Source organism: Pelorhabdus rhamnosifermentans (assembly GCF_018835585.1).
In the GTDB taxonomy this organism is placed as follows: domain Bacteria; phylum Bacillota; class Negativicutes; order UMGS1260; family UMGS1260; genus Pelorhabdus; species Pelorhabdus rhamnosifermentans.
In genome coordinates, this window is sequence record NZ_JAHGVE010000006.1 from 145586 (window position 1) to 170971 (window position 25386).

At 40.0% G+C, this 25386-nt stretch carries 27 protein-coding genes; 8 read left to right on the forward strand and 19 right to left on the reverse strand.

Annotated elements, in window-relative coordinates:
* Positions 1–27: 27 nt before the first annotated feature.
* From Ga0466249_RS09225 to iadA, 6 genes are all read right to left on the reverse strand, one after another.
* Positions 28–999: an ABC transporter ATP-binding protein gene (locus Ga0466249_RS09225; RefSeq protein WP_215829153.1), complete on the reverse strand. Its 972-nt coding sequence runs from the start codon at positions 997–999 to the stop codon at positions 28–30.
* Positions 986–1984 carry an ABC transporter ATP-binding protein gene (locus tag Ga0466249_RS09230; RefSeq protein WP_246588590.1) on the reverse strand — a complete coding sequence of 333 codons (999 nt, stop codon included), beginning with the start codon at positions 1982–1984 and terminating at the stop codon, positions 986–988. The genes Ga0466249_RS09225 and Ga0466249_RS09230 overlap by 14 nt, the downstream gene beginning before the upstream one ends.
* Before the next feature lie 13 nt (positions 1985–1997).
* Positions 1998–2867, reverse strand: a complete 870-nt coding sequence (locus Ga0466249_RS09235; protein WP_215829154.1) for an ABC transporter permease — start codon at positions 2865–2867, stop codon at positions 1998–2000.
* Positions 2868–2887: 20 nt separating this feature from the next.
* Positions 2888–3811, reverse strand: a complete 924-nt coding sequence (gene nikB, locus Ga0466249_RS27530; RefSeq protein ID WP_215829155.1) for a nickel ABC transporter permease — start codon at positions 3809–3811, stop codon at positions 2888–2890.
* Positions 3812–3880: 69 nt separating this feature from the next.
* A complete protein-coding gene (locus Ga0466249_RS09245; RefSeq protein WP_215829156.1) occupies positions 3881–5446 on the reverse strand; it encodes a glutathione ABC transporter substrate-binding protein in 1566 nt (521 codons plus the stop codon).
* Between the two features lie 351 nt (positions 5447–5797).
* Positions 5798–6973 carry a beta-aspartyl-peptidase gene (gene iadA / locus Ga0466249_RS09250; protein ID WP_215829157.1) on the reverse strand — a complete coding sequence of 392 codons (1176 nt, stop codon included), beginning with the start codon at positions 6971–6973 and terminating at the stop codon, positions 5798–5800.
* A gap of 224 nt (positions 6974–7197) precedes the next feature.
* Here iadA and Ga0466249_RS09255 point away from each other — a divergent pair, with 224 nt between their 5' ends.
* The gene (locus Ga0466249_RS09255; RefSeq protein WP_215829158.1) at positions 7198–7923 is read left to right on the forward strand and encodes a gamma-glutamyl-gamma-aminobutyrate hydrolase family protein; all 726 of its coding nucleotides are present in this window, start codon (positions 7198–7200) and stop codon (positions 7921–7923) included.
* A 74-nt stretch (positions 7924–7997) separates the two neighbouring features.
* On the opposite strand, the gene Ga0466249_RS09260 is transcribed toward Ga0466249_RS09255, so the two are convergent.
* From Ga0466249_RS09260 to Ga0466249_RS09305, 10 genes are all read right to left on the reverse strand, one after another.
* Positions 7998–8171: an isochorismatase family protein gene (locus tag Ga0466249_RS09260; protein ID WP_215829159.1), complete on the reverse strand. Its 174-nt coding sequence runs from the start codon at positions 8169–8171 to the stop codon at positions 7998–8000.
* A gap of 36 nt (positions 8172–8207) precedes the next feature.
* Complete coding sequence (locus tag Ga0466249_RS09265; protein ID WP_215829160.1) at positions 8208–9479, reverse strand: MFS transporter; 1272 nt, start codon at positions 9477–9479, stop codon at positions 8208–8210.
* Positions 9480–9562: 83 nt separating this feature from the next.
* Positions 9563–12052: a glycoside hydrolase family 31 protein gene (locus Ga0466249_RS09270; protein WP_215829161.1), complete on the reverse strand. Its 2490-nt coding sequence runs from the start codon at positions 12050–12052 to the stop codon at positions 9563–9565.
* Between the two features lie 60 nt (positions 12053–12112).
* Positions 12113–12970 carry an SDR family oxidoreductase gene (locus Ga0466249_RS09275; RefSeq protein ID WP_215829162.1) on the reverse strand — a complete coding sequence of 286 codons (858 nt, stop codon included), beginning with the start codon at positions 12968–12970 and terminating at the stop codon, positions 12113–12115.
* 19 nt (positions 12971–12989) lie between these two features.
* Positions 12990–14027 (reverse strand): mannonate dehydratase, encoded by a 1038-nt coding sequence (gene uxuA / locus Ga0466249_RS09280; RefSeq protein ID WP_312889746.1) that lies wholly within the window; start codon positions 14025–14027, stop codon positions 12990–12992.
* Positions 14028–14135: 108 nt separating this feature from the next.
* Positions 14136–15458 (reverse strand): S-layer homology domain-containing protein, encoded by a 1323-nt coding sequence (locus Ga0466249_RS09285; protein ID WP_215829164.1) that lies wholly within the window; start codon positions 15456–15458, stop codon positions 14136–14138.
* An 86-nt stretch (positions 15459–15544) separates the two neighbouring features.
* Positions 15545–16954: a glucuronate isomerase gene (uxaC, locus tag Ga0466249_RS09290; protein WP_215829165.1), complete on the reverse strand. Its 1410-nt coding sequence runs from the start codon at positions 16952–16954 to the stop codon at positions 15545–15547.
* 336 nt (positions 16955–17290) lie between these two features.
* The gene (locus Ga0466249_RS09295) at positions 17291–18316 is read right to left on the reverse strand and encodes a LacI family DNA-binding transcriptional regulator (protein ID WP_215829166.1); all 1026 of its coding nucleotides are present in this window, start codon (positions 18314–18316) and stop codon (positions 17291–17293) included.
* 181 nt (positions 18317–18497) lie between these two features.
* On the reverse strand, positions 18498–19001 hold the full coding sequence (locus tag Ga0466249_RS09300) for a manganese catalase family protein (protein ID WP_215829241.1): 504 nt from the start codon (positions 18999–19001) through the stop codon (positions 18498–18500).
* Positions 19002–19060: 59 nt separating this feature from the next.
* The gene (locus Ga0466249_RS09305) at positions 19061–19237 is read right to left on the reverse strand and encodes a hypothetical protein (protein WP_215829167.1); all 177 of its coding nucleotides are present in this window, start codon (positions 19235–19237) and stop codon (positions 19061–19063) included.
* Between the two features lie 363 nt (positions 19238–19600).
* Here Ga0466249_RS09305 and Ga0466249_RS09310 point away from each other — a divergent pair, with 363 nt between their 5' ends.
* The 3 genes from Ga0466249_RS09310 (at position 19601) to Ga0466249_RS09320 (ending at position 21091) form a co-directional block, all read left to right on the forward strand.
* Positions 19601–19813 carry a hypothetical protein gene (locus Ga0466249_RS09310; RefSeq protein ID WP_215829168.1) on the forward strand — a complete coding sequence of 71 codons (213 nt, stop codon included), beginning with the start codon at positions 19601–19603 and terminating at the stop codon, positions 19811–19813.
* Between the two features lie 195 nt (positions 19814–20008).
* Positions 20009–20647, forward strand: coding sequence for a GGDEF domain-containing protein (locus tag Ga0466249_RS09315; RefSeq protein WP_215829169.1), 639 nt, complete (start codon positions 20009–20011; stop codon positions 20645–20647).
* A gap of 51 nt (positions 20648–20698) precedes the next feature.
* Positions 20699–21091: a DUF2968 domain-containing protein gene (locus tag Ga0466249_RS09320; protein ID WP_215829170.1), complete on the forward strand. Its 393-nt coding sequence runs from the start codon at positions 20699–20701 to the stop codon at positions 21089–21091.
* A 72-nt stretch (positions 21092–21163) separates the two neighbouring features.
* Here Ga0466249_RS09320 and Ga0466249_RS09325 read toward each other — a convergent pair whose 3' ends face one another.
* Positions 21164–21550 (reverse strand): hypothetical protein, encoded by a 387-nt coding sequence (locus Ga0466249_RS09325; RefSeq protein ID WP_215829171.1) that lies wholly within the window; start codon positions 21548–21550, stop codon positions 21164–21166.
* A gap of 201 nt (positions 21551–21751) precedes the next feature.
* Positions 21752–21973 (reverse strand): hypothetical protein, encoded by a 222-nt coding sequence (locus tag Ga0466249_RS09330; protein WP_215829172.1) that lies wholly within the window; start codon positions 21971–21973, stop codon positions 21752–21754.
* 182 nt (positions 21974–22155) lie between these two features.
* On the opposite strand from Ga0466249_RS09330, the gene Ga0466249_RS09335 reads away from it, so the two are divergent.
* Together Ga0466249_RS09335 and Ga0466249_RS09340 are read left to right on the forward strand one after the other, a co-directional pair.
* Positions 22156–22320 (forward strand): hypothetical protein, encoded by a 165-nt coding sequence (locus Ga0466249_RS09335; protein ID WP_215829173.1) that lies wholly within the window; start codon positions 22156–22158, stop codon positions 22318–22320.
* Positions 22321–22559: 239 nt separating this feature from the next.
* On the forward strand, positions 22560–22706 hold the full coding sequence (locus tag Ga0466249_RS09340) for a hypothetical protein (RefSeq protein WP_215829174.1): 147 nt from the start codon (positions 22560–22562) through the stop codon (positions 22704–22706).
* Between the two features lie 99 nt (positions 22707–22805).
* Here Ga0466249_RS09340 and Ga0466249_RS27155 read toward each other — a convergent pair whose 3' ends face one another.
* Positions 22806–22937, reverse strand: coding sequence for a hypothetical protein (locus Ga0466249_RS27155; protein WP_281422618.1), 132 nt, complete (start codon positions 22935–22937; stop codon positions 22806–22808).
* A gap of 188 nt (positions 22938–23125) precedes the next feature.
* On the opposite strand from Ga0466249_RS27155, the gene Ga0466249_RS09345 reads away from it, so the two are divergent.
* Together Ga0466249_RS09345 and Ga0466249_RS09350 are read left to right on the forward strand one after the other, a co-directional pair.
* Positions 23126–23662: a hypothetical protein gene (locus Ga0466249_RS09345; RefSeq protein ID WP_215829175.1), complete on the forward strand. Its 537-nt coding sequence runs from the start codon at positions 23126–23128 to the stop codon at positions 23660–23662.
* 246 nt (positions 23663–23908) lie between these two features.
* Positions 23909–25378 (forward strand): recombinase family protein, encoded by a 1470-nt coding sequence (locus Ga0466249_RS09350; RefSeq protein WP_215829176.1) that lies wholly within the window; start codon positions 23909–23911, stop codon positions 25376–25378.
* Positions 25379–25386: the final 8 nt, after the last annotated feature.

Sequence of the window (25386 nt, forward strand, 5' to 3'; positions counted from 1 at the left end):
CCCCTACTATTTCACCCATCTTAGTCGTCAGGCATGAAGATGACAGGCCACCTGATGTCCATCATTCCCCAGTACCATTTCCGGCCTAACGGACTTGCAAATATCCATGACTTTCGGACACCGGGGATAAAATGCACATCCCGAAGGTGGATTGGCCGGCGACGGAACATCCCCCTGCAAAATGATTCTTTTTCGCTTGGCCAGCGGATTTGCGAGCGGAATAGCTGAAAGTAATGACTGCGTATAAGGATGCTGCGGATGATTATACAAGGTTTCAACAGCACCAATTTCGACAATTCGGCCCAAATACATAACCCCTACACGTTTACTAATATGACGTACAACAGAAAGGTCATGTGAAATAAACAGATATGTTAGCCCAAACTGCTCTTGTAAATCCTGCAGCAAATTGATAATTTGAGCTTGAATGGATACATCTAATGCGGAAACCGGTTCATCGGCAATGATAACTTGCGGTCGTAAAACAAGTGCCCTGGCAATTCCGACACGCTGTCGCTGTCCACCGGAAAATTCATGAGGATAACGATATCCCTGTTCAGCTGTTAGTCCGCAAAGTTCCATGGTTTCCTTAACGCGCCGCTTTATTTCCTCACGGTCCGTTACACCGTGAAAAGGCAGTGCTTCGCCAATAATATCGGCCACTGACATTCTAGGATTTAAGGAAGCATAAGGGTCCTGAAAAACCATCTGTATATCCTTCCGTTTTTGCCGCATGGCTTCCCGCCCCAATTTTGCCAGATCAACTCCGCCGAAAAGCACCTGGCCGCCAGTAGGTTCCAACAGACGCAAAATCGTTCTGCCAGTTGTCGATTTGCCGCAGCCTGATTCGCCGACAATGCCCAACGTCTCTCCCTGCCTGACCGTAAAAGATACATCGTCAACCGCTTTTACATAACCTACTACCTTTTTCAGCAGACCGCCATGTATTGCAAAATATTTTTTTAAGTTTTTTATTTCCAAAATATTATCTTGCGCCATCTGGCTCACCTCCTTTTGGGTACAACCAACATCGGCAGAGGTGGCCATCCGCGACTGGCAACAGCTCAGGATTGTCAGTCAAACACCGTTTTTCGGCCTGCGAACAACGAGGAGCAAACCGGCAGCCCGCCGGCATACTAGCAAGTGGCGGCACTTGTCCGGGAATTGGTACTAACCGGGATACCTTGCCATCATGCTGTGGTATGGATCTCATCAACCCCGTCGTATACGGATGTTGAGGATGGGTAAATAGGCTGACAACATCGGCTTCTTCAACGACCTGCCCCGCATACATCACCATGACCCGTTCGCACATTTCAGCTACAACACCTAAATCATGCGTAATCATCATAATCGAGGAACCTGTCTCCTGACGCATTTGCCGCATCAGATCAAGAATCTGGGCCTGAATCGTTACATCAAGCGCTGTAGTCGGCTCGTCGGCAATCAATAATTTTGGACCGCAAACAAGGGCCATGGCAATCATCACGCGCTGCCGCATGCCTCCCGATAATTGGTAGGGATATTCCCGACTAATGTCTTCGACTCTGGGAATTCCGACCTTTTTTAATATTTCCAGAGTACGATTTCGCGCTTCTTGAGCTGATAGCTTATTATGCAATAAAACGGCTTCATCCACTTGCTTGCCAATAGTATAGACGGGATTAAGCGAAGTCATGGGTTCCTGAAAAACCATCGAAATTTGTCTTCCCCGTATATCAAACATCTTTTGTTCTGGCAAAGTAAGCAGTTCCTGTCCGTCAAACTTAACACTGCCGCCAATTTGTGACGTAGCCTGAGGAAGGAGGCGCATCACTGCCAACGAGGTGATTGATTTTCCACAACCTGACTCGCCTACAATACCAAGGGTCTCTCCTTCATTTACATGAAAGGAAACCCCGGATACAGCCGTAATGGTTGTATCGAGACTACGGAAAGCAATTTTCAGATCCTGCACTTCCAATAATTTTCGTCTTTCCATCATCCTAAATCTCCCCTCAGTCTACAATCTTACGGTCTAATGCATCCCGCAATCCATCACCAAACAAATTAAAGGCCAAACAAGTAATCAAAATGGCCAATCCCGGAAATAACGCGGCATGAGGTGCCGATGTTAAGTATTCTCTGCCTGCACTTAACATCGTTCCCCATTCTGGCAAAGGTGGCTGAGCGCCCAGCCCTAAAAAAGACAGGGAGGCGGCGATCAAAATGGCCGTGCCAATTCGCATCGTGAAATAGACCAATACAATAGAAAATGTGCCGGGAAAAATATGTTGGAAAATAATTTGCCTGTCCGGTATGCCCATCGCTCTGGCCGCTTCCACATAAGTCATATTTTTCAATGCCAAAGTACTGCCACGAACAATACGGACAAAAATCGGGATGGAATAAATGGTAACGGCAAAAACAACATTTTGCAGTCCCGGACCAACGATAGCAATAATGGCAATGGCTTGCAAAATGCCAGGAAAGGCAAACATGACATCGCAGGTCCGCATAACTAACATATCATACTTTCCGCCATAATATCCGGCAGTAAGGCCAATGACCGTGCCTAACAAGGATCCAATCAAAACCGAACTTAAACTGACGGACATGGAAATACGCGTCCCATTGATGATACGGCTCAATACATCACGGCCAAATTCGTCCGTTCCCAGCCAATGCTCGGCTGACGGTGGCTGTAAAACAGCGCTGTAATCCGGTTGAACGGGATTATAGGGAGCAATCGCCGGCCCAATAAGGGCTAATAAAAAAAGCACGATAATTACCGCAAACGAGGCAATAGCTGTTTTCTGTCGAAGAAAACGGCGAATAAATTGACGCACTGGGGAATCAACATTAACACAAATACTAGATTTTGGCATAGCTCTTCCTCTCCTCTCTATTAGCTATCAAGCCGGATTTGTGGATTCAGCAAAGCATACAGCACATCCACGAATAAATTGATTAACATAAATTGAGTAGCAAATAACAGCATTTCGGCCTGAATAACAGGGTAATCCCGCATGTTAACGGCATCAATTAACAACCGACCCAATCCAGGCCAGGAAAATACCGCTTCAATAACGACTGAGCCGCCCAGTAAAAAGCCAAACTGCAAGCCAGTCATCGTTACAACCGGCAGCAGCGCATTGCGCAAAGCATGCAGCCATACAACACGCCATTCTTTGGCACCTTTTGCCCTGGCAGTACGAACATAATCCTCCCCCAGCGTTTCCAGCAAACTGGAACGGGTAAATCTGGCAATAATAGCTGCCACACTTGACCCCAGCGTAATAGCAGGCAAAATATAACTTTCAATGGAGTCATTACCACCCGACGGCAGCCAGCCCAATTGCACGGCAAACAGTTCAATCAGCATCAGCCCGAACCAAAATGAAGGCATTGAAATACCTGTTACAGCAAAAAACATGGTCAGTTGATCCTGCCATTTGCCCCGTTTTGTTGCCGCCACTACGCCGAAAAACATACCGACGACAACCGCCCATACCATGCTGAGAAAACTAAGCTCCAGTGTCGGTCCAATCCGGTCTGCAATCATCTCAGCAACAGGTTCACGGGTACGGTAGGACTGTCCTAAATCCCCGTGCACTAATCCAGAAATAAAATGGCCGAACTGTTCCGGCAAAGGACGATCCAGTCCCAACAGAGCTCGTGTATTTTCCACATCCTGCAAGGTAGCTTCAGGACCGGCCACAATTCGTGCCGGATCACCCGGAATTAGATGAAGAAACATAAAGACAACTACAGCCACAACCAATAAAATCGGAATCATTCCGCCTAACCGTCGTGTAATATATACGAGCACGTCTGTTTCCTCCTTCCCCTTCGTTCAAAGATAAATGACTGGTCCAAGGTCGGACCTTGGACCAGCGAATTATTGAAACTCGGCGTGAGCAACATCCAAAGTTCCGTCAGGAAGCACATAAACACCGGAAAGATTTTTACGTTTACCTGCTACAATATCCGGTACTGTCAAGAAAACCCAAGGCGCATCTTCAACAATGGCCTTTTGTGCCTCACCATAAGACGCAAGCCGTTCTTGTTCATTCGCTGACTCCATGCCAGTCTGAATACCTTTTTCCACCTGATCATTCGAATAAAAACCGCTGTTAAATCCGGCAGTCGGGAACATCGCCTTCGTCAAAAGCGGACGAATCCCCCAATCGGCTTCACCCGTTGAAGGCGACCAGCCGCTCACGGCTGCCTGCAATTGACTGTCTGCAGGTTTTGCTGACAGCAAATTGGTAAGAGTAACAAATTCCATTTGCTGAACATTAGCTTTAACGCCAATTGCCGCCCATTGCTGCTGAATAAATTCGGCGATTTTAGCCCGCTCTGTATCATTCGGAGTCCAAAGCGTAATTTCAAGTCCGTTCGGATAACCGGCCTCAGCCAGTAACTGTTTGGCTTTTTCTACATCATAGGTATACATCTGCTGTTTTTGAAATCCCCACACATTGCCTGCGATGGCTGATTCGGGAGCAGCGGCATAATCCTTGTACACCACTTTATTTAAGGCATTTTTGTCAATTGCATAATTTAGAGCCTGCCGTACACGCTTATCGTCAAACGGTTTTTGCGTAACATTTAACACGACATACCGTTCAATAATCGATGGGCTTTTATCAATAGTTACCTTGCTGTCACCCTTGACACTGTCGACCTGTTCCGAAGGTAACGGCCAGATAAACTGAACCTCACCTGTTTTCAGCATAGCTACCCGAGAACTGGCTTCCACAATCGGCTTAAAGGTAATCTTATCTACCTTGGCAGCGTGCGCCTGATCCCAATAGCCGTCAAACTTTTTCACCACAACAGACTGCCCGTCTTTCCATTCAACAAATTGGAAAGGGCCTGTGCCAACAGGATGGCGATCCAGGTCTTTGCCATATTCTTTAATAGCTTTTGGCGAAATCATGCCGCCCGCTGGATGAGCAAAAGCCTGCACAATCGGGGAAAATGGCTTATTCAACACAATTTTTACTGTATAAGGATCAATAATTTCCACATGATCAATGGCTGAATACAATGAAGCTCTTTTCAATTTATTCGCAGGGTCTTTTAAACGGTCAATGTTGGCTTTTACCGCTTCAGCATTAAAATCTGTTCCGTCCTGAAACTTGATTCCCTGTTTTAACTTAAATGTTAAACTTTTGGCATCTGGAGCCAATTCCGGTAATGCTTCCGCCAAAACCGGTATGACCTTCATATCCTTATCGAAACTAAGGAGTCCTTCATAAATTGTTCTTTGAATACTATAGGCTAACGTGTCCTGTGTATCTTGAGGGTCCATGGTTGTCGGATTGGCTGCCTGCCCCACAACTAGCTCGTTCGATTTTTTAGCGCTACCTGATTGACTTGATTTAGAACAGCCTGTCAACGCCATACTGAGCGATAACATACCGATCAACAGCAAACTTATCCATTTTCCTTTGTTCATATCCTTGCCTCCCTATATTAAAAGTACATTGCATTTAGGCCTGCGATTCTTTTAGAGCAACTTCTTTCCCCCTCTTTGCTTTTTTCTATAAAAAAAAGCAAAGAAGATCCTGAAAATGACAGGAGCTTCTTTGCTCACACTTTTATTACTTGCAAGTTTTATGCCAACCAATTAAATTTTATAAAAATTAACAAACATCCGGCTTTCTCTAAGGTAAACTTTTTCTGACATTCTTAAAACAGCTTTTTTATAACTGGATAGGTTATCCTATTAACCATTATTATATCGCATTAGGTGAACCTATTGCAAGAATCCTCATCAAGTTTAGGCTAAATACTTTTCATTTTCATTTTACTCTTCAAATGTCCCTTTATAAATGACTTTTCCCTGATCCAGCATTTTTTTGCCCATAGCGAAGACGGTTTCTAAACTGAGATTTCTATCCATGATGACAAGATCAGCGTCACTTCCCTTTTGAATACAGCCTTTACGAGGATAGACGGACAAAACCCTAGCCACGTTAGCAGTAAAAAACTGCAAAGCCGTACTAATATCCAGTCCTTCTTTTTTAACCAGATTGTTAAATACGCATTGGGATGTATTCAGACTGCCAACACCTATACCAACTATACGGCCTTCACTGTCATATTTCGGCATACTTCCATTTCCATCTGAACTGATTGTTACATTTTCCGGTGGGATTCCTTCCTTAATACACTCTATCAACGCCTTACTGGGTTGTATTTTCTCTTTTGGATTTTCTTCGGCAAATGAAGTAATATCGATTCGTCCGCCAAGTTTAGCAAATTTCTTCGCCTGTTCAAACAATTCTCTTGTACGCGTGGCATGAGTAGGAATAAACTGTGTAACCGGTATATCCGTTTCTTCCACCACTTTCATAACCTGATTTAATCCATCCCTACCAGCTCCCATATGAATATGAACCAGACCTGGTTTACGGCTCAGCATTCCTGCCAAACGTGCATCTGACGCCAAACGGGTTAATTCGTCCACCGTAATATGTGAAGAGCGATGATCAGATAAGGCCATTTTTACACCGATTACTTTATCAATAAACATAATGTCTTTGATGACACTCCCTGTAATTGTAACACTTGGTATCTTATACGAGCCGGTATGGATAAAAGTCGTAATGCCTTCCTCTTCTAAGCCTTTGGCTTTGGCCAATAACGCTTCCACACTTCGGGCATCGCCATCCGTTCCCAATAGACCTACTACTGTAGTCACACCGGCCTCAATCACTTTTGACAGCATGACCTCCGGTGTCCGAGTAGCAAATCCCATTTCGCCCCCGCCGCCAATGATATGAACATGCTGGTCAATAAAACCGGGTACAATTATTTTCTCCCTTGCATCCAACACCTCTATATCAGGCAAATATTCGACAATCGGTTGCGAATCAATTTTACTGCTCATTTGCACAATTTTACTGCCAATAATTAAAATATCCTGTAAACCCAAATTTTCCGGTGCGTACACATTAGCATTTTTAATCAATACTGACATAAATCCATTTCCCCCTTTATATCTCCTATTGTTGGCATGAATATTACAAGCAATATTCATGCCAACAATAGCTCTTTTTTTAAAAATAAATAAAGGAGTTATGTTATTTACTCAGTAATTATTAACATTATTCGATGGAAAAATCTATTTGTCCCAAAACAACGCTGCTTATGAAGGCAAAATTTACTCTAAATTGAAGATAACTTTTTATGGGAGTGATCACATTGCGTAAACCAATGATCGGAATAACCTGCAACACGTTACTTGTCGATGGCGCCGTACAGCCGGGAATAACCAGAACTTTTGTCAATACTCCTTATATCGATGCCGTAGCCTTAGCCGGAGGAATTCCCCTATTATTACCGCCTGTCACAGATTCTGCGCTCATCTTCGATCAGGTTCGTGCCGTTGACGGGCTCATCCTGTCGGGTGGTCCTGATATCGATCCTCTGTTATACAAGGAAGAGCCTTTAACAAACATTGGAACAGTCAATCACGCCCGCGATCAATATGAATTACAAGTCGTCCAAGCGGCCGAGAAACTAAAAAAACCGTTACTCGGAATTTGCCGTGGCATACAAATGATCAATGTCGCCTATGGCGGAACGCTATATCAAGACCTATCCGATATAGACGGCTGCAACATCAAACATTTCCAAAGTGTCAGTCAGTTCAACACCTTATGGCACTCCATCGATATCGAACCGACCTCAACACTAGCCCAAATTATTGGCAAAAATGAGCTTGCGGTCAACAGCTATCATCACCAGGCCTTAAAAACAATTGCTCCCGGCTTTACAGTGACTGCTCATGCCAAAGATCCTGTCATCGAAGCTATCGAACGCCAGGGAAATCATTTTATTTTAGGTGTTCAGTGGCACCCGGAACTACTTGCAGAAAAATATGCAGCGATGTTGTCACTATTTCAGGCTTTAGTCAAGCAAACATAACTAGGAAAGAAGAAATAAAAAATCCCGCAAATCTGCGGGATTTTTATTCTTAGAACTCTTGTTGAAACCATTCTTTATACCAACATTGCTTTTAATGCACCCAAAGATATCAGTTCATGGATGCTTTCCACAAAATGAATATTCTCTTTTGATCCACTTGCAATTGCATTACGAATAATAATGGGTGTGAAATCCTGATCAAGCGCTCCACGGTAGGTAGAAAGAACACAATATTCCGCACAAAACATCGCGAAAATATGTAGCCCATAAATAAGGCTTACTCTCTAACCTTGGATAATTTTTTTACTTCTATCATAAATAAATCCTATCATGAATACTGCACCAATAAGATCAAAAAAGCCCATACTAACAAAGATCGGCAAATATCCGCTTTTAGGAACAACAACGCCAATTAATAAAGAGAATAAAAATCCACTTGTCCAGGCTGAAAAACCGCGCAAACCATTAACTGAAGCCACTCGATCTGATTCAAAATTTTCCATAATCAAAACACCCAGCATTGCTGAAATAATTGCATGTCCAAAACCACCAATGGATATTAATGCAATAACTGCATAAGGGCTATCTACAAAGGGAACCATGGCCAAAGAAATCATCAGGAATGCCCCTGATACAGAACTCCAAATTGTAGCATTATTATTGGAAAAATGAAAATGTTTCATATATCCTTTTGCTAAATATCCGCTTAGAGCACTGCCAATATCGGCTGCTAAAAATGGCAGCCAGGCAAACATAGCAATCTCCTTCAAATTCATGCCTCTTTCAGTCGCCAAATATAAAGGAACAAAAAAACTGAATGTCTGCCATGATGGTTCTGCCAAAAAAGCTGGTATCGCAATTCCATAGAACTTTTTAACCCGGCAAATACTTTTAAAGCTGTCCCACAGATTCATTTTCAATTTTTCTTGTTTACCTGTGCGATCTCCTAAAATATAAGCCTTTTCTTCGGACGAAATCATCGGATGTTCCGAAGGATGATAATAATAAAATTTCCAAATCCCCGCCCATAGTAACCCCATTAAACCAGTTACAAAAAATGCCGCCTGCCAACCAAAATTAAGATGAATAGCAACAACTAACGGGGGTGCCAGCATAGCACCAAAAGAAAATCCCACGCCTGACCATCCGGCAGCAACCGCTCTTTCTTTAGCTGGAAACCAGTCTGTTAAGATTTTTACATTGGCCGGAGTTGCTACAGCCTCAGTTCCTCCCATAAAGAATCTCAGAACTGCCAGTCCTACCCAACTAGTAGCTAACGGATGAAGCATACAGACGATCGCCCAAATCAGGGCAAAAAACAAGAAGCCTATTTTTAATCCAATATAATCCAATATCCATCCGCAAAATGGCTGGGCAATCGTATAAGCAAATTGAAAAGAGGCTACAATCCAAGAATATTCTTGGGTAGAAATATTAAAAATCTGTTTCAGTTCAGGTGCCAATACCCCTAATGTGTTGCGTGTAACGTAATTCAATGTTACGCCTGCAATAAATAAGACGAGCATTGTCCAACGCAACTGCTTAAATTTCATCATATTTTCTCTCTCACCCTTCTACTATTCATTAACCGTGTTGCATTTACCGCATCACGGTTAATGAAATATTTTTATATTTAGGATTATACGGAAATTAAATCTTTCACATCAAAATCGACATGCAGCGTATGATTTTCACTAATATGATTATATTTAATTTTGGCTGTTTTTTGTTCCATGTCATAATACCAGCCGGCACTGCTTACTTGCCATTCTTGTTTATTAAGAAACAGAGGAAGTTTTCTGTCTTGCAATCTAATTTGAACTGGCGCGACTTCCTGGCAGATGAGATCTACATTCACTACTTTAATCGGCGTCAAATAACTTCCCTCATAGGTAAAAGTAATGTCTGTTCCGACATTTTTCTTTATACAAATGGTGGTTTTTAAATACTCACCCTTTTTATAATTGTTGGTCATGCCATCATCGTCATATAAAACGAATTCCGATTCCTGTGAAGGCTCCACAAGGAGATGAAGTGTTTCCACTACATCCGTATGAATATTCATTAATTCTTCACTCAGCGGTATAATAGCACCGCTTCTAATGAACATCGGAATGGAGCCTAAAGATACATCTAATTCAATCGTCTGTCCACCTTCGTGGCATTCTTTAGTATACCAGTCAAACCAAGTTGCTCCCGTCGGCAAATAAACCCGCTGGGTTTTTGCGCCTTTATCTAAAATATTCGCAATTAACAGAGAACTGCCAATCATGAACTCAAAACTTTCTTCAAGTGCATGGGGATCAGCTTGGAATTCATACACTAACGGTCTCATGATCGGCGAGCCTTCGGTAGCTGCCTCAGCAAGCAATGAATAGTAGTATGGAACTAACCGATATCGTAGCCCAATAGCCTCTCTGATATATTGTGTATAGGAAGGAAACATCCACGGTTCAGTAACGGTATTATCGGTGTTACAAGAATGGATGGAAAATCTCGGTTGGAAAATTCCGTTTTGAACCCATCTGACAAACAATTCCGGCTCCGGTGCCGGTCCATAAAATCCTCCAATATCACAACCCTGATTGGCCACCCCAGACAATCCCATGCCGAGTATCACCGGAACATTAAATTTTAAGCTCTTCCAACTGGTATTATTATCCCCGGCCCATGTTTGGGCATAACGTTGTATACCGGCAAAACCGGCTCGACTAACAATATAAGGTCTACTATTGGGATAAGTCTCTAAAACCGTTTCTTGGGCCATAAAAGCCATCATGTTAGGCATGACAGGACGTAAAGCACTCACTTCTTGTTTTAGCCCCTCATAGTGACAAACCGATGCCAAATTGTTAATTTCATATTCATTATTATCATTCCAGATTGAGGTGATCCCAAGGGAAACAATCGCTTTTTTTAAATGTTTTTTCCACAATTCACGCCCCTTAGGATTTGTGAAATCTACAAAAGAAGCTTGTCCTCCCCAATATCTGTCTGTTTGTGATTTTTCATCATCTTCGTCTTTTACATAAGCCCCGGCTTCATCAAACTCTTTATATAAAGGATGGGTTGTTAACATGCCTGGTTTAATATTCGGTGCTAAATCAGCGCCCTTCTGTTGCATTTTTCCGATAAATTCTTTAGGATTCTCAAAGCGATCCTTGTTCCAGTTAAATACATATCTCTTTCCATCCTGACCCGTAGTATAACCTGAGGACAAAAAGAATCCATCACAAGGAATTTGTTCTTCTTTGCATTTGTCTAAAAATTGCAGAATAGCCTTGTCAGCATCATGCTCTAATTCTGTATAATACATAGTAGAACCCATGTATCCCAAGGAATATTTTGTCGGAAATATCGTTTTACCTGTTAAATCAGTATAATTTTTTATGACATCTTTTATTCTGGGGCCATAAATAAAAAACACATCTAATTCTCCGCCATCCGCACAGAAATAACTATATTTATCCCAATACCCACTTCGTTCACAACCCATATCAAAGACGGAGTCATAAGAATTATGATAGAATAAACCGCTTGCTATATTATTTCTGCTGTTTAACTTAATATAAAACGGAATATGTTTATACAGTGGGTCTGTCAACTCAGAATCATAGCCAATGGTATCCACATTATGCATTCTCATTCGGCGTTTTTTCTTATTTAAATACCCCGTTTTTTCACCAAATCCGTAAAAGTAATCCTGATCATCCATACAAGAATAATGATAAAGACGTCCCAAGTCATCTTGTACATAGGACCGGCCTTTTAGATCGGAGTGCAATATATTTCCGTCTTGATCTGAAATTTCGATTGTAAAAGGCTCTTTGTAAATTTTGATGTTCAGCTTTTTCGTAGCCACTAAAATAAAAGCATCACAATCTTTATAAGTCGTAGCAATGGCTTTTACTCTTTTTCTTTCCCCTTGCAACAAATCATCCATATGATCCTGCCAAGCTGTCATCACGAGTGCATAAGAAGCTTCCGGTTTAAATTTCTCGGCGAAAGTGCAACGAATTCTTACAATATCGTCATTTAACAAGATGATGCGATATTTTGCCACCCCCGCGGTAATATCCAAATAATCATGATGATTCTCTACATTCATCAGTTTTCTGCTCACTTGCATTTCAAAGACCTCCATACAGGCTTTATCCTATCCACAACGCCGCTATTCGGAAATCGATCCTCAAACTCCCGAATAAGCGGAAAAGCCACCATCAACAGGCACAACAATACCATTAACAAAACCGGATGCCTTATGATCCACCAGCCATAACAAGGTACCGATCAATTCCTCGCATTCCCCAAATCGTCCCATGGGAGTGGCATTTAAAATCTTGGCCGATCTCTCTGTGGCACTGCCATCAGCATGAAATAACAATCCCCGGTTTTGATTGGTTACAAAAAAACCCGGCGCAATGGCATTCACCCGAACATCTACCTTGGACAAATGGACTGCCAACCATTGCGTAAAGTTTGATACAGCCGCTTTGGCACCGCTATAGGCTGGAATCTTCGTCAGAGGTGTAAAAGCATTCATGGAAGAAATATTTAGGACAACTGCATCCTTTTTTCCGATCATATCCTTTAAAAATACTTGAGTCGGCAACAACGTACCAAGAAAATTCAAATTAAAGACAAACTCAACTCCCTTCGGGTCCAGATCAAAAAAGGTTACTTCCCCTTCTTTCGCATCCTCAAGGTCTTCACGATAGAGATATTCCTTGCTTGTTGTACCTTTCGGATGATTCCCACCGGCACCATTGATGAGCATATCACAGGGCCCCAGTTGATCACGCACTAATTGCCGGGCGGCCTTTAAACTGGCCACCTCCAAAACATTGGCTTCTACGCCAACAGCTTGTCCACCCGCTTCCGTGATCTCCTGTGCAACCAAATCAGCACTACTTTTATTCAAATCAAGTACTGCCACTTTCGCTCCGCAAGCTGCCAATGCTTTGGCAAAGGTACTGCAAATCACTCCGCCGGCACCGGTAATCACAACTACTTTGTCTTGTAAATCAATGTTAAAGGGTAAATTCATTCTTTTATGTTCCTCCGCATTATTCTATTTTGTTCAACGTTTCCCAAATACCATTTAAATAAACAGCCCCCAACGCACGATCATACAGCCCGTAACCAGGCTTGCCTGCTTCACCCCAAATCATGCGTCCATGATCTGGACGTATAGGCCCATTAAAACCAATTTCATGATAAGCTTTCATAATTTCCACCATATCCAGTGATCCGTCCGCACTCCGATGGGATGACTCTTCGAAGCATTTATTACCTGTAATTTTGATATTACGGCAATGACCAAAGTGAATTCGCCCCAGCTTCCCAAAATAGCGGATTAAGTCTGGAATATGATTTTCCGGGTCTACTCCTAAAGATCCGGAACACAAGGTAATACCATTGTTAGGACTATCCACCAGGTGAATGAGCCGTTCCAAATCAGCTTTATTTTTAATAATACGCGGCAAGCCAAAAATAGACCACGGTGGATCATCCGAATGAATAGCCATGTTAATACCCGCTTGTTCAGCCACGGGGATAATCTTTTCTAAAAAGTACTGTAAATTATCCCATAATTTCTCTTCGGTAACATTCCGGTATTGTTCTAGCAGGGCTTTCATGCCTTCCTTCGTATAACTTGCGTCCCATCCAGGCAATGATAATTCACCTGTCAACGGATTCATATTTTCTACTGTCGCTTGGCGATAAATCAACGCTAAGGATCCGTCGGGCAATTTGTGATCCAGATCGGACCGAGTCCAGTCAAAAACAGGCATGAAATTATAGCATACGGTCGTAAATCCTGCTTGTCCTAAATTACTAAGTGTTGTACAGTAATTAGCAATATAACGTTCCCGGCTTGGCAGTCCAAGTTTAATATCCTCGTGTACCGGCACGCTCTCGATAACCTCGCACTGAAATCCATGTGATTCCACTGTGTGCTTAAGCGCCAAAATACGCTCTATGGGCCAAACTTCTCCGACCGGAACATCATAAATGGCTGAAACAATTCCTGTGAGTCCAGGTATTTGCCTAATCTTGTCCAGTGTCACCGGATCACTGTCGCCATACCACCTAAATGTCATTTGCAAAGCTATTCCCCCCAGAATTTTTATAAATATTGCATGTATTATTCGTTACTTTATCTATATTCTGAAATTTTTAATTCCTACTGTCACTACCTCAATTGCTTTTTAGAAGTAATAGTTGATTTGAGCACGAATCCATTTTGGATAAGGAGCCGCTTGGCCAGTAGTTGTATTTTCGGCATCAAATTGATATATACCGTTGAAAGTAATGTTTTTAGCTAAAGTGTAGTCAATCTCGGCGGCATAACTTTTTACGCCACCTGTAGATGGATTAATACCAAAATCATTAGGATTGAACCGAGTATAAGGGCCAGAAAATTGATATGGCAGTGAGTTTCCCTCAAATTTATTGTATTCTATGAGTGCACCCCATGACCCCGGCTTGGAAGCATCTGCTCCTTTATAGTCCAACTGGACAATCGTCGCTGTAGGTGATGAACCGTCCGACATTTTTACTGCCTGAGCACGATTTACATAATGTTCACCAATTAATTTCCAAACGGAATCAAACTTATACGTTACACCGCCGCCAACAATGTTATAAGCATCAAGCACCGTATTACCGTTACCATCGCTTTGTCCGGCATTCAGGTTTTTAAAGTAGTCGCCATAAATTTTTGCTTTGCCCATATTGTACGTCATTTCGGCAAAATCAATATTTTTAATCCAAAGGCTGTTGGTAACAAGCGTATTGCCATTTGTCTGCCGCACTTGAGCATAACCAAGCATCAAACCAAAGTTACCGATATTGGTATTAGTCATGATGCCATCCAGGTCACCCGTAGTACCGGATAAATAGCCTGTTGGCCCCATGTTTAGAGAATACCGGCCTACTGTCACATTCGTTTTATCAATCAAGCCTTTGGTAGTCAGAGCCATGTCGGATAATCTTTGCGCGCTATCCTGATTGAATTTATCGTCTTGGAAAACAAAGCGCGCATATAAAGAAGTGGTATCATTAATATCAGCAGTCATGTTCAACCGATAACGATCTTTCCACTGATCAGCATTGGCCTTGCCTGAAAAGTTATTCCAACGTACACGCAAGTCGGCAGAAAGTTTTACATTCGATTGCTTAGCCTCAATTTTAGTCACACGTACACCGAGACTTTGCAATTCATCGGCGAATTCTTTGCTCAGCTTGTCAACCTCGGCTTTCGTTGAAGCATCAACCGTCTTCATTTTTGCTGTTTTAGAAATAGCTTTGGCCACGATTTGCGCCATTTCATAACGGGTGACAGTTTTGTCACCATGGAAAGTGCCATCACTATATCCATCAATAATACCTGCTTGCGCCAACTTTGTTACCGAATCATATGCCCAGTTTCCTGCTGGTACATCATCAAAAGGATTTACTGCTGCAAAAGCTGTACTAACCACGCTTAGTATAAACATAAGTGCAAATGTTACGATAAGATTTTTTTTCATGCTTTTCGCTCCTCTGCTTGTTATATTTTTGTAAGCCCCATCCACTGCACACCTTTACCTTTTAAATTTTCTTCGCCTCCCTATCGTTATTTTATTTCAAAGCCAAAATATGTCTTGGCATTATGAAAACAAATATCTTGGACAATACCTCCTATCATATCCCAATCATTCGGAACCTCACCCTTTTCCATCCACTCTCCCAACAAATTACAGAGAATGCGCCTGAAATACTCATGTCTGGTATAGGATAAAAAGCTTCTGGAATCGGTAACCATTCCTACAAACCGGCTAATCAACCCCAAGTTGCTTAAGGTAATCATGTGATCAACCATTCCTGTTTTGCTGTCGTTAAACCACCAGGCTGTGCCAAATTGAATTTTCCCCGGAATATTGCCTGATTGAAAGTTGCCGATCATACTCCCCAATACAAAATAATCTTTCGGATTCAGCGCATATAATATCGTTTTTGGTAAGCACCCTTTACTTTCCAGCGAATCTAATAACCTTGACAACGAAAACGCAATCGGATGATCGTGAATCGAGTCATAACCGCTATCTGGTCCCAGTTTTCTGAACATAGGACTGTTGTTGTTACGCATAGGCCCAATATGTAGCTGCATTACCCAACCCAATTTGGCATACTGCTCTCCGCAAAATTGTAAAAGTGCCGTCTGATAACATTCGACATCCTCTCGGACAATCCGTTTTCCCTGTAAAGCCTGGGCAAAAATGTTCTCTACCGTCATTTTTGAACTTTCCATGTAGGGAACCCTTTCCACACCTTGATCAGCAACTCGGCAGCCCAGTTCATGAAAAAACTCCATACGCTGCTGCAATGCGGACAAAAAGTTAACATAACTCGTAATTTTACTGCCTGTTACCTCTGCCAGCCGTTCTACCCATTGAATAAAACCAGAATCATCAATAGCCATACCTTTATCTGGCCGGAACGTAGGCAGTACACTAAATTCAATGCTGCTATCCTCCCGAATTTTCCGATGATACGCTAATGAATCAGTCGGATCGTCTGTTGTACAAATAACAGCCACATTGGATCTCGCGATCATACCTCTGGCGCTGCATTCTTCACTCTCAAGCAACTGGTTGACCTTCTCCCAAATAGCTAGCGCAGTTTTTTCACTTAAGGGTTCATGAATTCCAAAGAAACGCTGAAGTTCCAAATGGGTCCAATGATATAGCGGGTTGCCAATACATTTTTCTATTGTTTTAACCCAGGCTATAAATTTTTCATAATCACTGGCATTACCGGTAATATACTGTTCATCAATACCATTGCTACGCATGGCCCGCCATTTATAATGATCTCCATACAACCAAGCCTCAGTAAGGGTAGTAAATTTCTTATTTTCATAAACTTCTTTGGCTGATAGATGACAATGATAATCAATAATGGGCATATCAACTGCATACTCTTGATAAAGTTTTATTGCCGATTTGGTTTCTAACAAAAAATTTTCGCTCATAAATTGTTTCAAAATAATCGCCCTCTTATGTATCTTTTTAAATTCGCAAATATTAAGCGAATTTGTTACATTCTGAAATGTTCACGTGAACATTTCATCTTTTGTAATTTTATCATATATTATAAAATATTTCAACAATTAATGTTCACGTGAACATTTTTTTAAAACTAAATAAAGAGTAATCCTCATCAAGACTGTTGATCGTGATGATAATTACTCTTATTGTTTATCTATTACCGTTGTAAATTGCTAACGACATTTACGTTTATTCTAACACAGCAAATAACAAAAGAAATTACGTAACCGTTCTTAATCATGTTAATATCAAGTTTATCTTAGAATCATTCATTAAATAAATCTCACTGAATCTCTGATCTTCAATTCCGCATTAATATAAAATACTCCCGTGCCACTATCGTTCCCTTCAATAATATCAATAATCCTGCACGCGCCTTCTTGGCACATTCTCTCAATAGGGCGGTGTACAGTCGTCAATGCCGGCGTAACATACCGTGAAAAAACTGTATTATCAAAGCCGATTATCGATATATCCGTCGGAACTTTAAACCCGGATTCGAAAACAGCTCTTATTGCACCTAAAGCCATATCATCATTGAAACAAAAAACAGCCGTAGGTCTATCCGTCTCGAGCAAAAGCTCCTTCATCTTATAGTATCCGCTTTCAAAACCATAATCGCCCTGTAGCATATATTGGGGCACTATTGACTTGTCGGCCTCTGACATGGCTTTAGCAAATCCTTGCTTTCTGGCTACAGCAGATTGGAAATCTCTTTTTCCTCCAATAATTGCTATCTTCTCATGACCAGCCTCCAACAAATAGCGAGTAGCATCATATGCACCCAGACAATCATTCACAAGGACATTAACAATTTCTAGGCCAGATGTTTCACGATTCATTACTACAATAGGAATTTTATTTCGTAGAACATGAGATATAAACTCATCATCTTCCCCCCGCTGACTTACGACCAGTATTCCATCAAAATTCCGGCGGTTGATAACAGAATAATCTCGATATTCATCTATTCCCTTGATGACCACATTATACTTCTCTTTTATAATGCTATTGACACCTGTAACTGCCTGGTAAAAAAAATCGGATGATGTCCCTTGTTTCAAAGTAGAAAAAAACAGTCCAATAATATATGATTTATCAAGCACTAGACTCTTGGCATTAAAATTAGGAACGTAATTCATTTTTTCAGCAATTTTTATTATACGTTCCCGAGTTTCGGGCTTCACTGATGTATAATCATTGAGTGCGCGCGATACCGTAATATGGGATACGCCTGCGACCCGTGCAATATCCTTGATCGTAACGTTCATATTTTCCCTTTGCTTTTCTGATTTCACTACAGAATCCCCTTTGGCGAACTTTTTAAATCTACTAAGTAGCTATTCGAATATTTAAGTAGGATATCCTCTAACTGTGAAGAAAATCCATTTACCTTGATATTTCACAGCATAAAAATTAAAAGGAAAGCTCTCCGGCAGATGAATACCGAGTGTCTTTCCCTTACTATCTATTCTTACACTATTCCTTCTCTTCTTCTTCACGGCTTACGCCGCACCATATATGCTTGCCGCTTGCCATATAATCTTGCACCGTATTGAGCGTCTCACCAAATCGCTGATAATGTACCACTTCTCTTTCCCACAAAAACCGGAGCGTATCTTTTACTTTCTCATCATCTGTCAGAGCAATGAGATGTTCATAGGTAACACGGGCCTTTTGCTCAGCTGCCATATCCTCGGTCAGATCGGCAAGGGGATCGCCCAGACAGGCAATGTAAGAAGCACACCAGGGAACTCCATTGGCGTCCGTCCAGAATATACCATGATTATGCTGAGCATATTGTCCTCCCCAGCCTGCTTCGTCATAATCCTTCGGATCGGCGCCATCTGTCAGTTTATAAACCAGTCCCGCAATCATTTCCATATGTGCTAGTTCTTCTGTTCCGATATCGGTAAGAACTGCTTTAGCGATGTGGTTATATTGATATAGAAAAACAGACTCTACAACGAAACTATTCGAAATAGAGCCTCAAGCAATTCTCCCATACCTCATCGACCTAAACCGTATACTACGGTGCATAGTCAGTTGCCAATTAATATTTCATCCGTTTCCTGACCGCAAGCTTTGCAAATAAGCTTAATTTTACCTGTCTGACTATCAGACATAAACTTGCTTAAACAAATATTAAATTTTTCCATTTTATTTGACAATCGCTCAGTATTGCCACAAAGACAGCTAACTCTTAGACTAGTACTCATACCAACCTCCAAAGTGTATTTTTAATGGTATTCGATTTTATGTAAAAATATTCCTGCTAATAAACAAATTTTCCCTTTTAATATTTTAACAAAATTGGTAAAAATAAGTATACCTATTATCAAATAGTTTTTTAAGTCCAAATAAGAGCAACCATTTTTCCACCTAATTACCAATTTAACAGTCTAACGAATGATAATTATCCATATTACATATTGACTTTTATTAAAAAACTACCTATGATATACATATAATAGAAAAATAGTAATTTAATGGGTCGAAAATAGACTATTCTTTTATTCGGCAGTTAGAATAACAGGAAGCCACAGTGTAACCGACTACTTAACATTAGGAGAACGGTTATTATGAATAATTCTCACATTGTTCTTATTGAAAAATTAAAAAATCAGCTACTCACTTTAGGATATTACCCCTTTCAGCTTGATGAAATTATCAAAGATGCAACGGGTACAACTAATATTGAAAATATCAATTCCTCTCGCGCTGACTATTTAATTTCATCATTAAAATTTTACATTAATTTTTCATCGAAATGCAGTTCTTCAACAAAAAAGTAAAATTTTTTTTGATAAACGAAAAGCCCCCAATCGAAATAAAACCCGATTGGGGGCCACTCTTTTGCCGGAGCACAAATTAGCCATCTCATAAACAAAAAAATCTTATAGCACGATATATTTTCATTGTTAATAGTGTAAAATATTTAGTAATACTTCTTTAATTTTGAGGATAAACAATTAGGTAAAGGTGAGCGAATGAAATATACAGGAAGAATTATAGGCTTAATCATTATGCTGATGACTATTATAGCAATAAGAATATATGCTTATATTTATTTGGATTACCCGCTTACTGCTTTGCCTATAGCTGGGATTTTTTCCTTAGTATTCGTATATTGGGTTGGCAAAAAATATGATCAAGTTAAGTTCTATTCAGAAAGGGATAGCTTAACAGGACTTTATAACCGAAGAGTTATCGATACAATTTTTCCAATTTTATTAGCGCAGACAGATAGAAAAAATGAAAGTTTAGGAATATTAATACTTGATTGCAATAACTTTAAAACCATAAATGATACCCAGGGACATATCAAGGGAGATTTAGTATTACGGGAAGTTGCAGCTTCCCTCTTAAATGTAACAAGAAAAACAGATTTAGTTGCCAGATGGGGCGGGGATGAATTTTTAATTATTGTTCCTAATACGGATGAAAAAAAGATAAAAATAGTCATAAGTAGAATTGAAACAAAGTTACACGAATTATCTCGAAAATTGCAGATTTCCATTTCTGTTGCAAGTGGATTTTCAATTTATCCCCAAAACGCAACAAATTTTAATGATTTAATTGTAGTTGCTGATAAAATGATGTATAGTATCAAAAATAAACTTAGGTAATGAATATATCTATATCTTATGATGTATGTTTTAGGGAAGGTGATTTCAGTCATGCCACCATTGCAAACATTTAATAAGGATTTAGTAAATTATTTACTTTCATTAGATATTACTTCCCTTTCTCTCCTCCAAAGCGTCATCGCTATTTTATTATCTGAAGGCTTAAATGCCGATGAACAAGATCTACTCGGTAATTTTATAACGAACATAGGAGGTATATTAACCACTATCGGCTCTTATCTAGATGTTCATCAAGAGGAACAAAACAAGACCACTACAAACAATAATGAATCAGCCTCACAGAAAGATACCGAACTTGATAAAAAAGATTCTTTGCAAAGCGAACTAGAAAAAATGCAGCGACAAATTCGAGAACTACAACAACAAAATAAGGACATGCTAAACTACATAAATAAATTAAACAGTAAATTAAATTGTTTCTAAAATGTTGAAATTTTCAACATAAAATAGCCACCTATCCTCATGATAAGTGGCTATTTTATGTTAGGCACTGATCTAACGCATAAATCTGATCGTAAAATCCGGCAAATATTTAACAATTGAAGTAAAAATTTCCGTCTTAAATTGTTCATCCTTAACCATCGTTTCAATGGCACTACGCTCTATGGTTACATAAGGTTTTATAACACCTAATAAAGGATGATGCAAAGCAGAATCCAATGTACCACTTTTAACCTCAACAACATTAATTCCATCCATCACGAGCGTGTATCGTCCCGCAATGCTCCCGTCTTCAGTAACTTGTATCCCGATCCTATTTTTACGCCCTGAAAACATGTGTTCCAAAATCGAGAAAATATGTGGATGCTGTTCTTTAAAACACCCAATTACTTCACGTCGAAAATTGACTAAATCATCTTGAATCAATGTGTCTAGACTCATTTAGAATTCCTCCTTTATAGTTTACTAGAGTTTATAATTCCCCTTTAGAAATATCCTTAATCGTCTGATTATTGGTATTATATGGCAGGATCTAAATCAATAATTTGCGTATAAAAAAGGCCGTCATTTCATATAGACGGCTTAACGTTTCCGCTGCTTACCAGCGCTGGGAGCGTCTTTGTTTTGGAGGACGCTAATAGCTTAGTGGTTTTGTAAAATTCGTATGATAGCAAATCCTTTATCATTAAGTTTTTTATCGTCAGAAAAAATTCCGAGATGCTTATATTTATTATAATACGCATCATCAATTTGCCTGTTGCGGTGAGAACTAAATCGTGAAACAATTCTTAAAACTTCTAAAACTCCTGCATCTTTTTCACTCCATGAAGCTATTTCATTTTTTAACAATTCATCATTCAGCATAATCATCCCCAATTCGGCATTTTTGTATAATATTCGGCAAATCAGGACTATTGTCCTGCTAAAATTGGCAATAAAAATTTCAGGTATTCGTAGTTTTGTGCTAGCAAGATAGCTTTTCTGTTATTTATGATGGTGTAAAAATTTCATGTACGGAGAAACTAATTTTGAGGTGATGATGAAGCATGAAAGATTCAATAAAAACTGAAGCAGAAAAAGCAAATGCTAAGGTTGGATACAATCCAAACAATCACGAAAAAGCACAATTGAACAATTCAAGTAAAAAAAAGGATTCGGATAACGACGCTCTGGAGGCTATTTCTGGATATATCAACAAAAGTGATTGTTGAATAAACTGTTTATTTTCGGATATCCTATAAGCAGGAAATACCATCCGTTTTCCTAATGAAATGCCAGAGCCTTCACCCGTCCAGATGTCTCTGGCATTTTCATGTATAAAATCCGGATTTCAAGAGTATCCTATAAGTGATAATTTACTTCTCTCTCCTACCAGGGCCAATCAGGTCCTGGCTTTTTCTACGCTGAATTCAACTTAATTCTTCTGGGAAATCTAAGATGAGGAGGTGATATGATGACTGACAAAAACAATATTCCATCCCATCCACAAGCATCTCATTATACAAATGTAAGAGATGTCAAAGACACTCAAGATCCCGCTCCTAAAACCTCATCTGATGGACATCAACAATGGATTAAAAAAGGTAAACACAGTTAATTTAATCAGTGGCAGAAAGCTGCCACTGATATTTTTTGCCGTACCACTTAGCCATTTGCACATCTATCGCCCTGCCTGTCTACCTTCGGAACAGCCGGATTATCCGGCTTTAGATTTCTCCTTGTTTTGTTCTTCAATTTTATCTGTTTCTTTGGCAATCGCAACAATTTCTTCATATGTCATGCGCTGAATAATACCGTACATGATTTCGATTGCCTTCGCTTGCCCCATGATCACCACCCCCCCATTACAACATATGCAACTGATGATTGTCTCATTGATAGCAAACGACTTTATAAGCTAAATTTTTAACACCCCTCATCCAGGTTCGCTGCGCACTCGGCAGGTTATCCACGTTGAATAAAACCCTCTAAACTATTTCCTTAACTTATCCGATAAATAGAAGAGGAGGTGAAACTATGTGGTATACAAGATACTTACTGATTTTTGCTTTACTTCTGTTTGCTTATTGTCCAACAATTGGACTGGCAGCAGATTCCCGTTATGAAGATATTGTCGTGGGAGACACTGTCGTAGCTCAATTCGACAAAGAAACGTTACGGTATGAAAAAGACCCTTATCATGATGAACAACTATTGAGCGTATGGATTAAAACTTTTTCCGACTCAAATAAAGGAGTTTATAGCCTGACTCATTATTTATTCCGACTTCACGACCGTGAGATGCTTCAAACGGATGTGGTTGAATATAATGCGCATGAACACATCACTTGTACCATAGCCAACAAATATGAGCCTACTTCTTGGTCGAAAATTTTGCCAGAAACATTATCCGAAAAAGGATATGCAGCAGCTTTGAGATATTCGCAGAATAATAATGATCAATTGCAGCACGAATACGGCGAAAGAGTAAAAAAGGGAAATAAGCGTAATATATTTTCTTTTCTTACTGAGATTTTTAACATATGTAGTCAAAATCATGGATCAGAAGATTAATAATTACGGCAAACAGTATCTACATTAACATCATTAATAGTTAATCCTCTCACCCAGTTATATCCGATGAGTGGATTAGCGTGTTTGAAACATGTTCGGCGAATGGCCTTGTGGCTTTCGCCGTTTTTTACTTTATCCATTTTTAAGCTAATTCAGGGCTAGGTAACATTTTGCAACATATATAATAAGAGTAGAGTTATAGCGTCAGAATGGGTAAAAGAGTAAATAACTGAAAGGAGCTATACCGTGATTGCAGCAGGTTATTTGCGTGTCAGCACAGATGAACAAGCGGAGCACGGTATTTCTATACCGTCACAAAAATCAAGAATTTTGTCCTATTGTAATTCCCAGGGATGGGATTTATATAAATTTTATATAGATGATGGTTATTCTGGCAAAGACCTGGAACGCCCAGATATAAAAACTCTAATTCGCGACAGTGAATCTAGGCCCTTTGACGTTGTTGTAGTTATTAAACTAGATCGACTGTCTAGACGGCAAAAAGATGTTCTATATTTACTAGAAGATATTTTTGAGCCCTTAAATATAGGCTTTAAATCTGTAGCCGAGCCATTTGATACGACAACATCATTTGGTAAAGCTGCCATTGGCATGATGGCGGTGTTTGCGCAATTGGAACGCGAAACTATCGTTGAACGTGTCATTATGGCCAAAAATGAAGCTGCCAAACAAGGACGATTCATGGGAGGAATTCCGCCTTATGGCTATAAACACAATCCCGTAACAAAATCAATCGAAATTGATGAAATTACCGCTGAAGTAGTCCGAACGATATATGCTAAATACTTACATGGAGATATGGGTTATCAAGCAATAACAAATTGGTTAGAATCCAAAAAAATCCCTGCACCGCGCGCAAAGCATTGGAATCGATCTACTGTTTTAAAAATCCTAACCAATTCCGTCTATGCTGGCTATAGGGAACATAATGGAGTTTTAAATGAAGGTAAACACAAAGGGATTGTATCAATAGAAGAATGGGAAAGCACACATAAGCTAATAAGTTCACGACAAAATTCTACACCGTCCAAAATACATAGCGGATTAATTTCCGGGCTAATATTTTGTACCGAATGCGGTGCTAGAATGCGAACAAAAAATGTTTGGCAAAATCACCCATGCACAGATCCAAAGCATATAACACGCTATTACGTCTGCTATTCACAAGATGGCAGCACCCCCTATATGATAAAATATTCCAAGTGTCAATGTGGTTATAAAGTTGCAAACGATATTGATAAACTAGTTGTAGATCAATTAATGTCTTATAGTCTAAATACCACAATACTATTCAAGACATCTAAAAAGCTCCTAAGTAATAAAAAAACTTCACACGCAAAAATGATGATCGAAAAACATCAGAAAGAACTTGATACAATAAAAGGAAAAATGGATCGCTGGTATACAGCTTTTGAACTGGAATCACTTGATCCTGAACAATTAATGGACCGGGTGCAAGACCTTCGTAAAAAAAAGATATATTTAGAAGAAAAGCTCGAAGAATACAAAAACGAATTAGAAGCACAAGACGAACGAAAACTTAATATAGAATTACTTGTAAAAACATTAAAAAACTTTAAACAAATTTGGCCTAAAGCCACGCCAGAAGAACGTCGCGGTATCATCGTAAATACAATTAAATCTGTCCATGTTAGTAAGAACAACGATATAAAAATAGAATTTATAACCGATTAGTATATCAA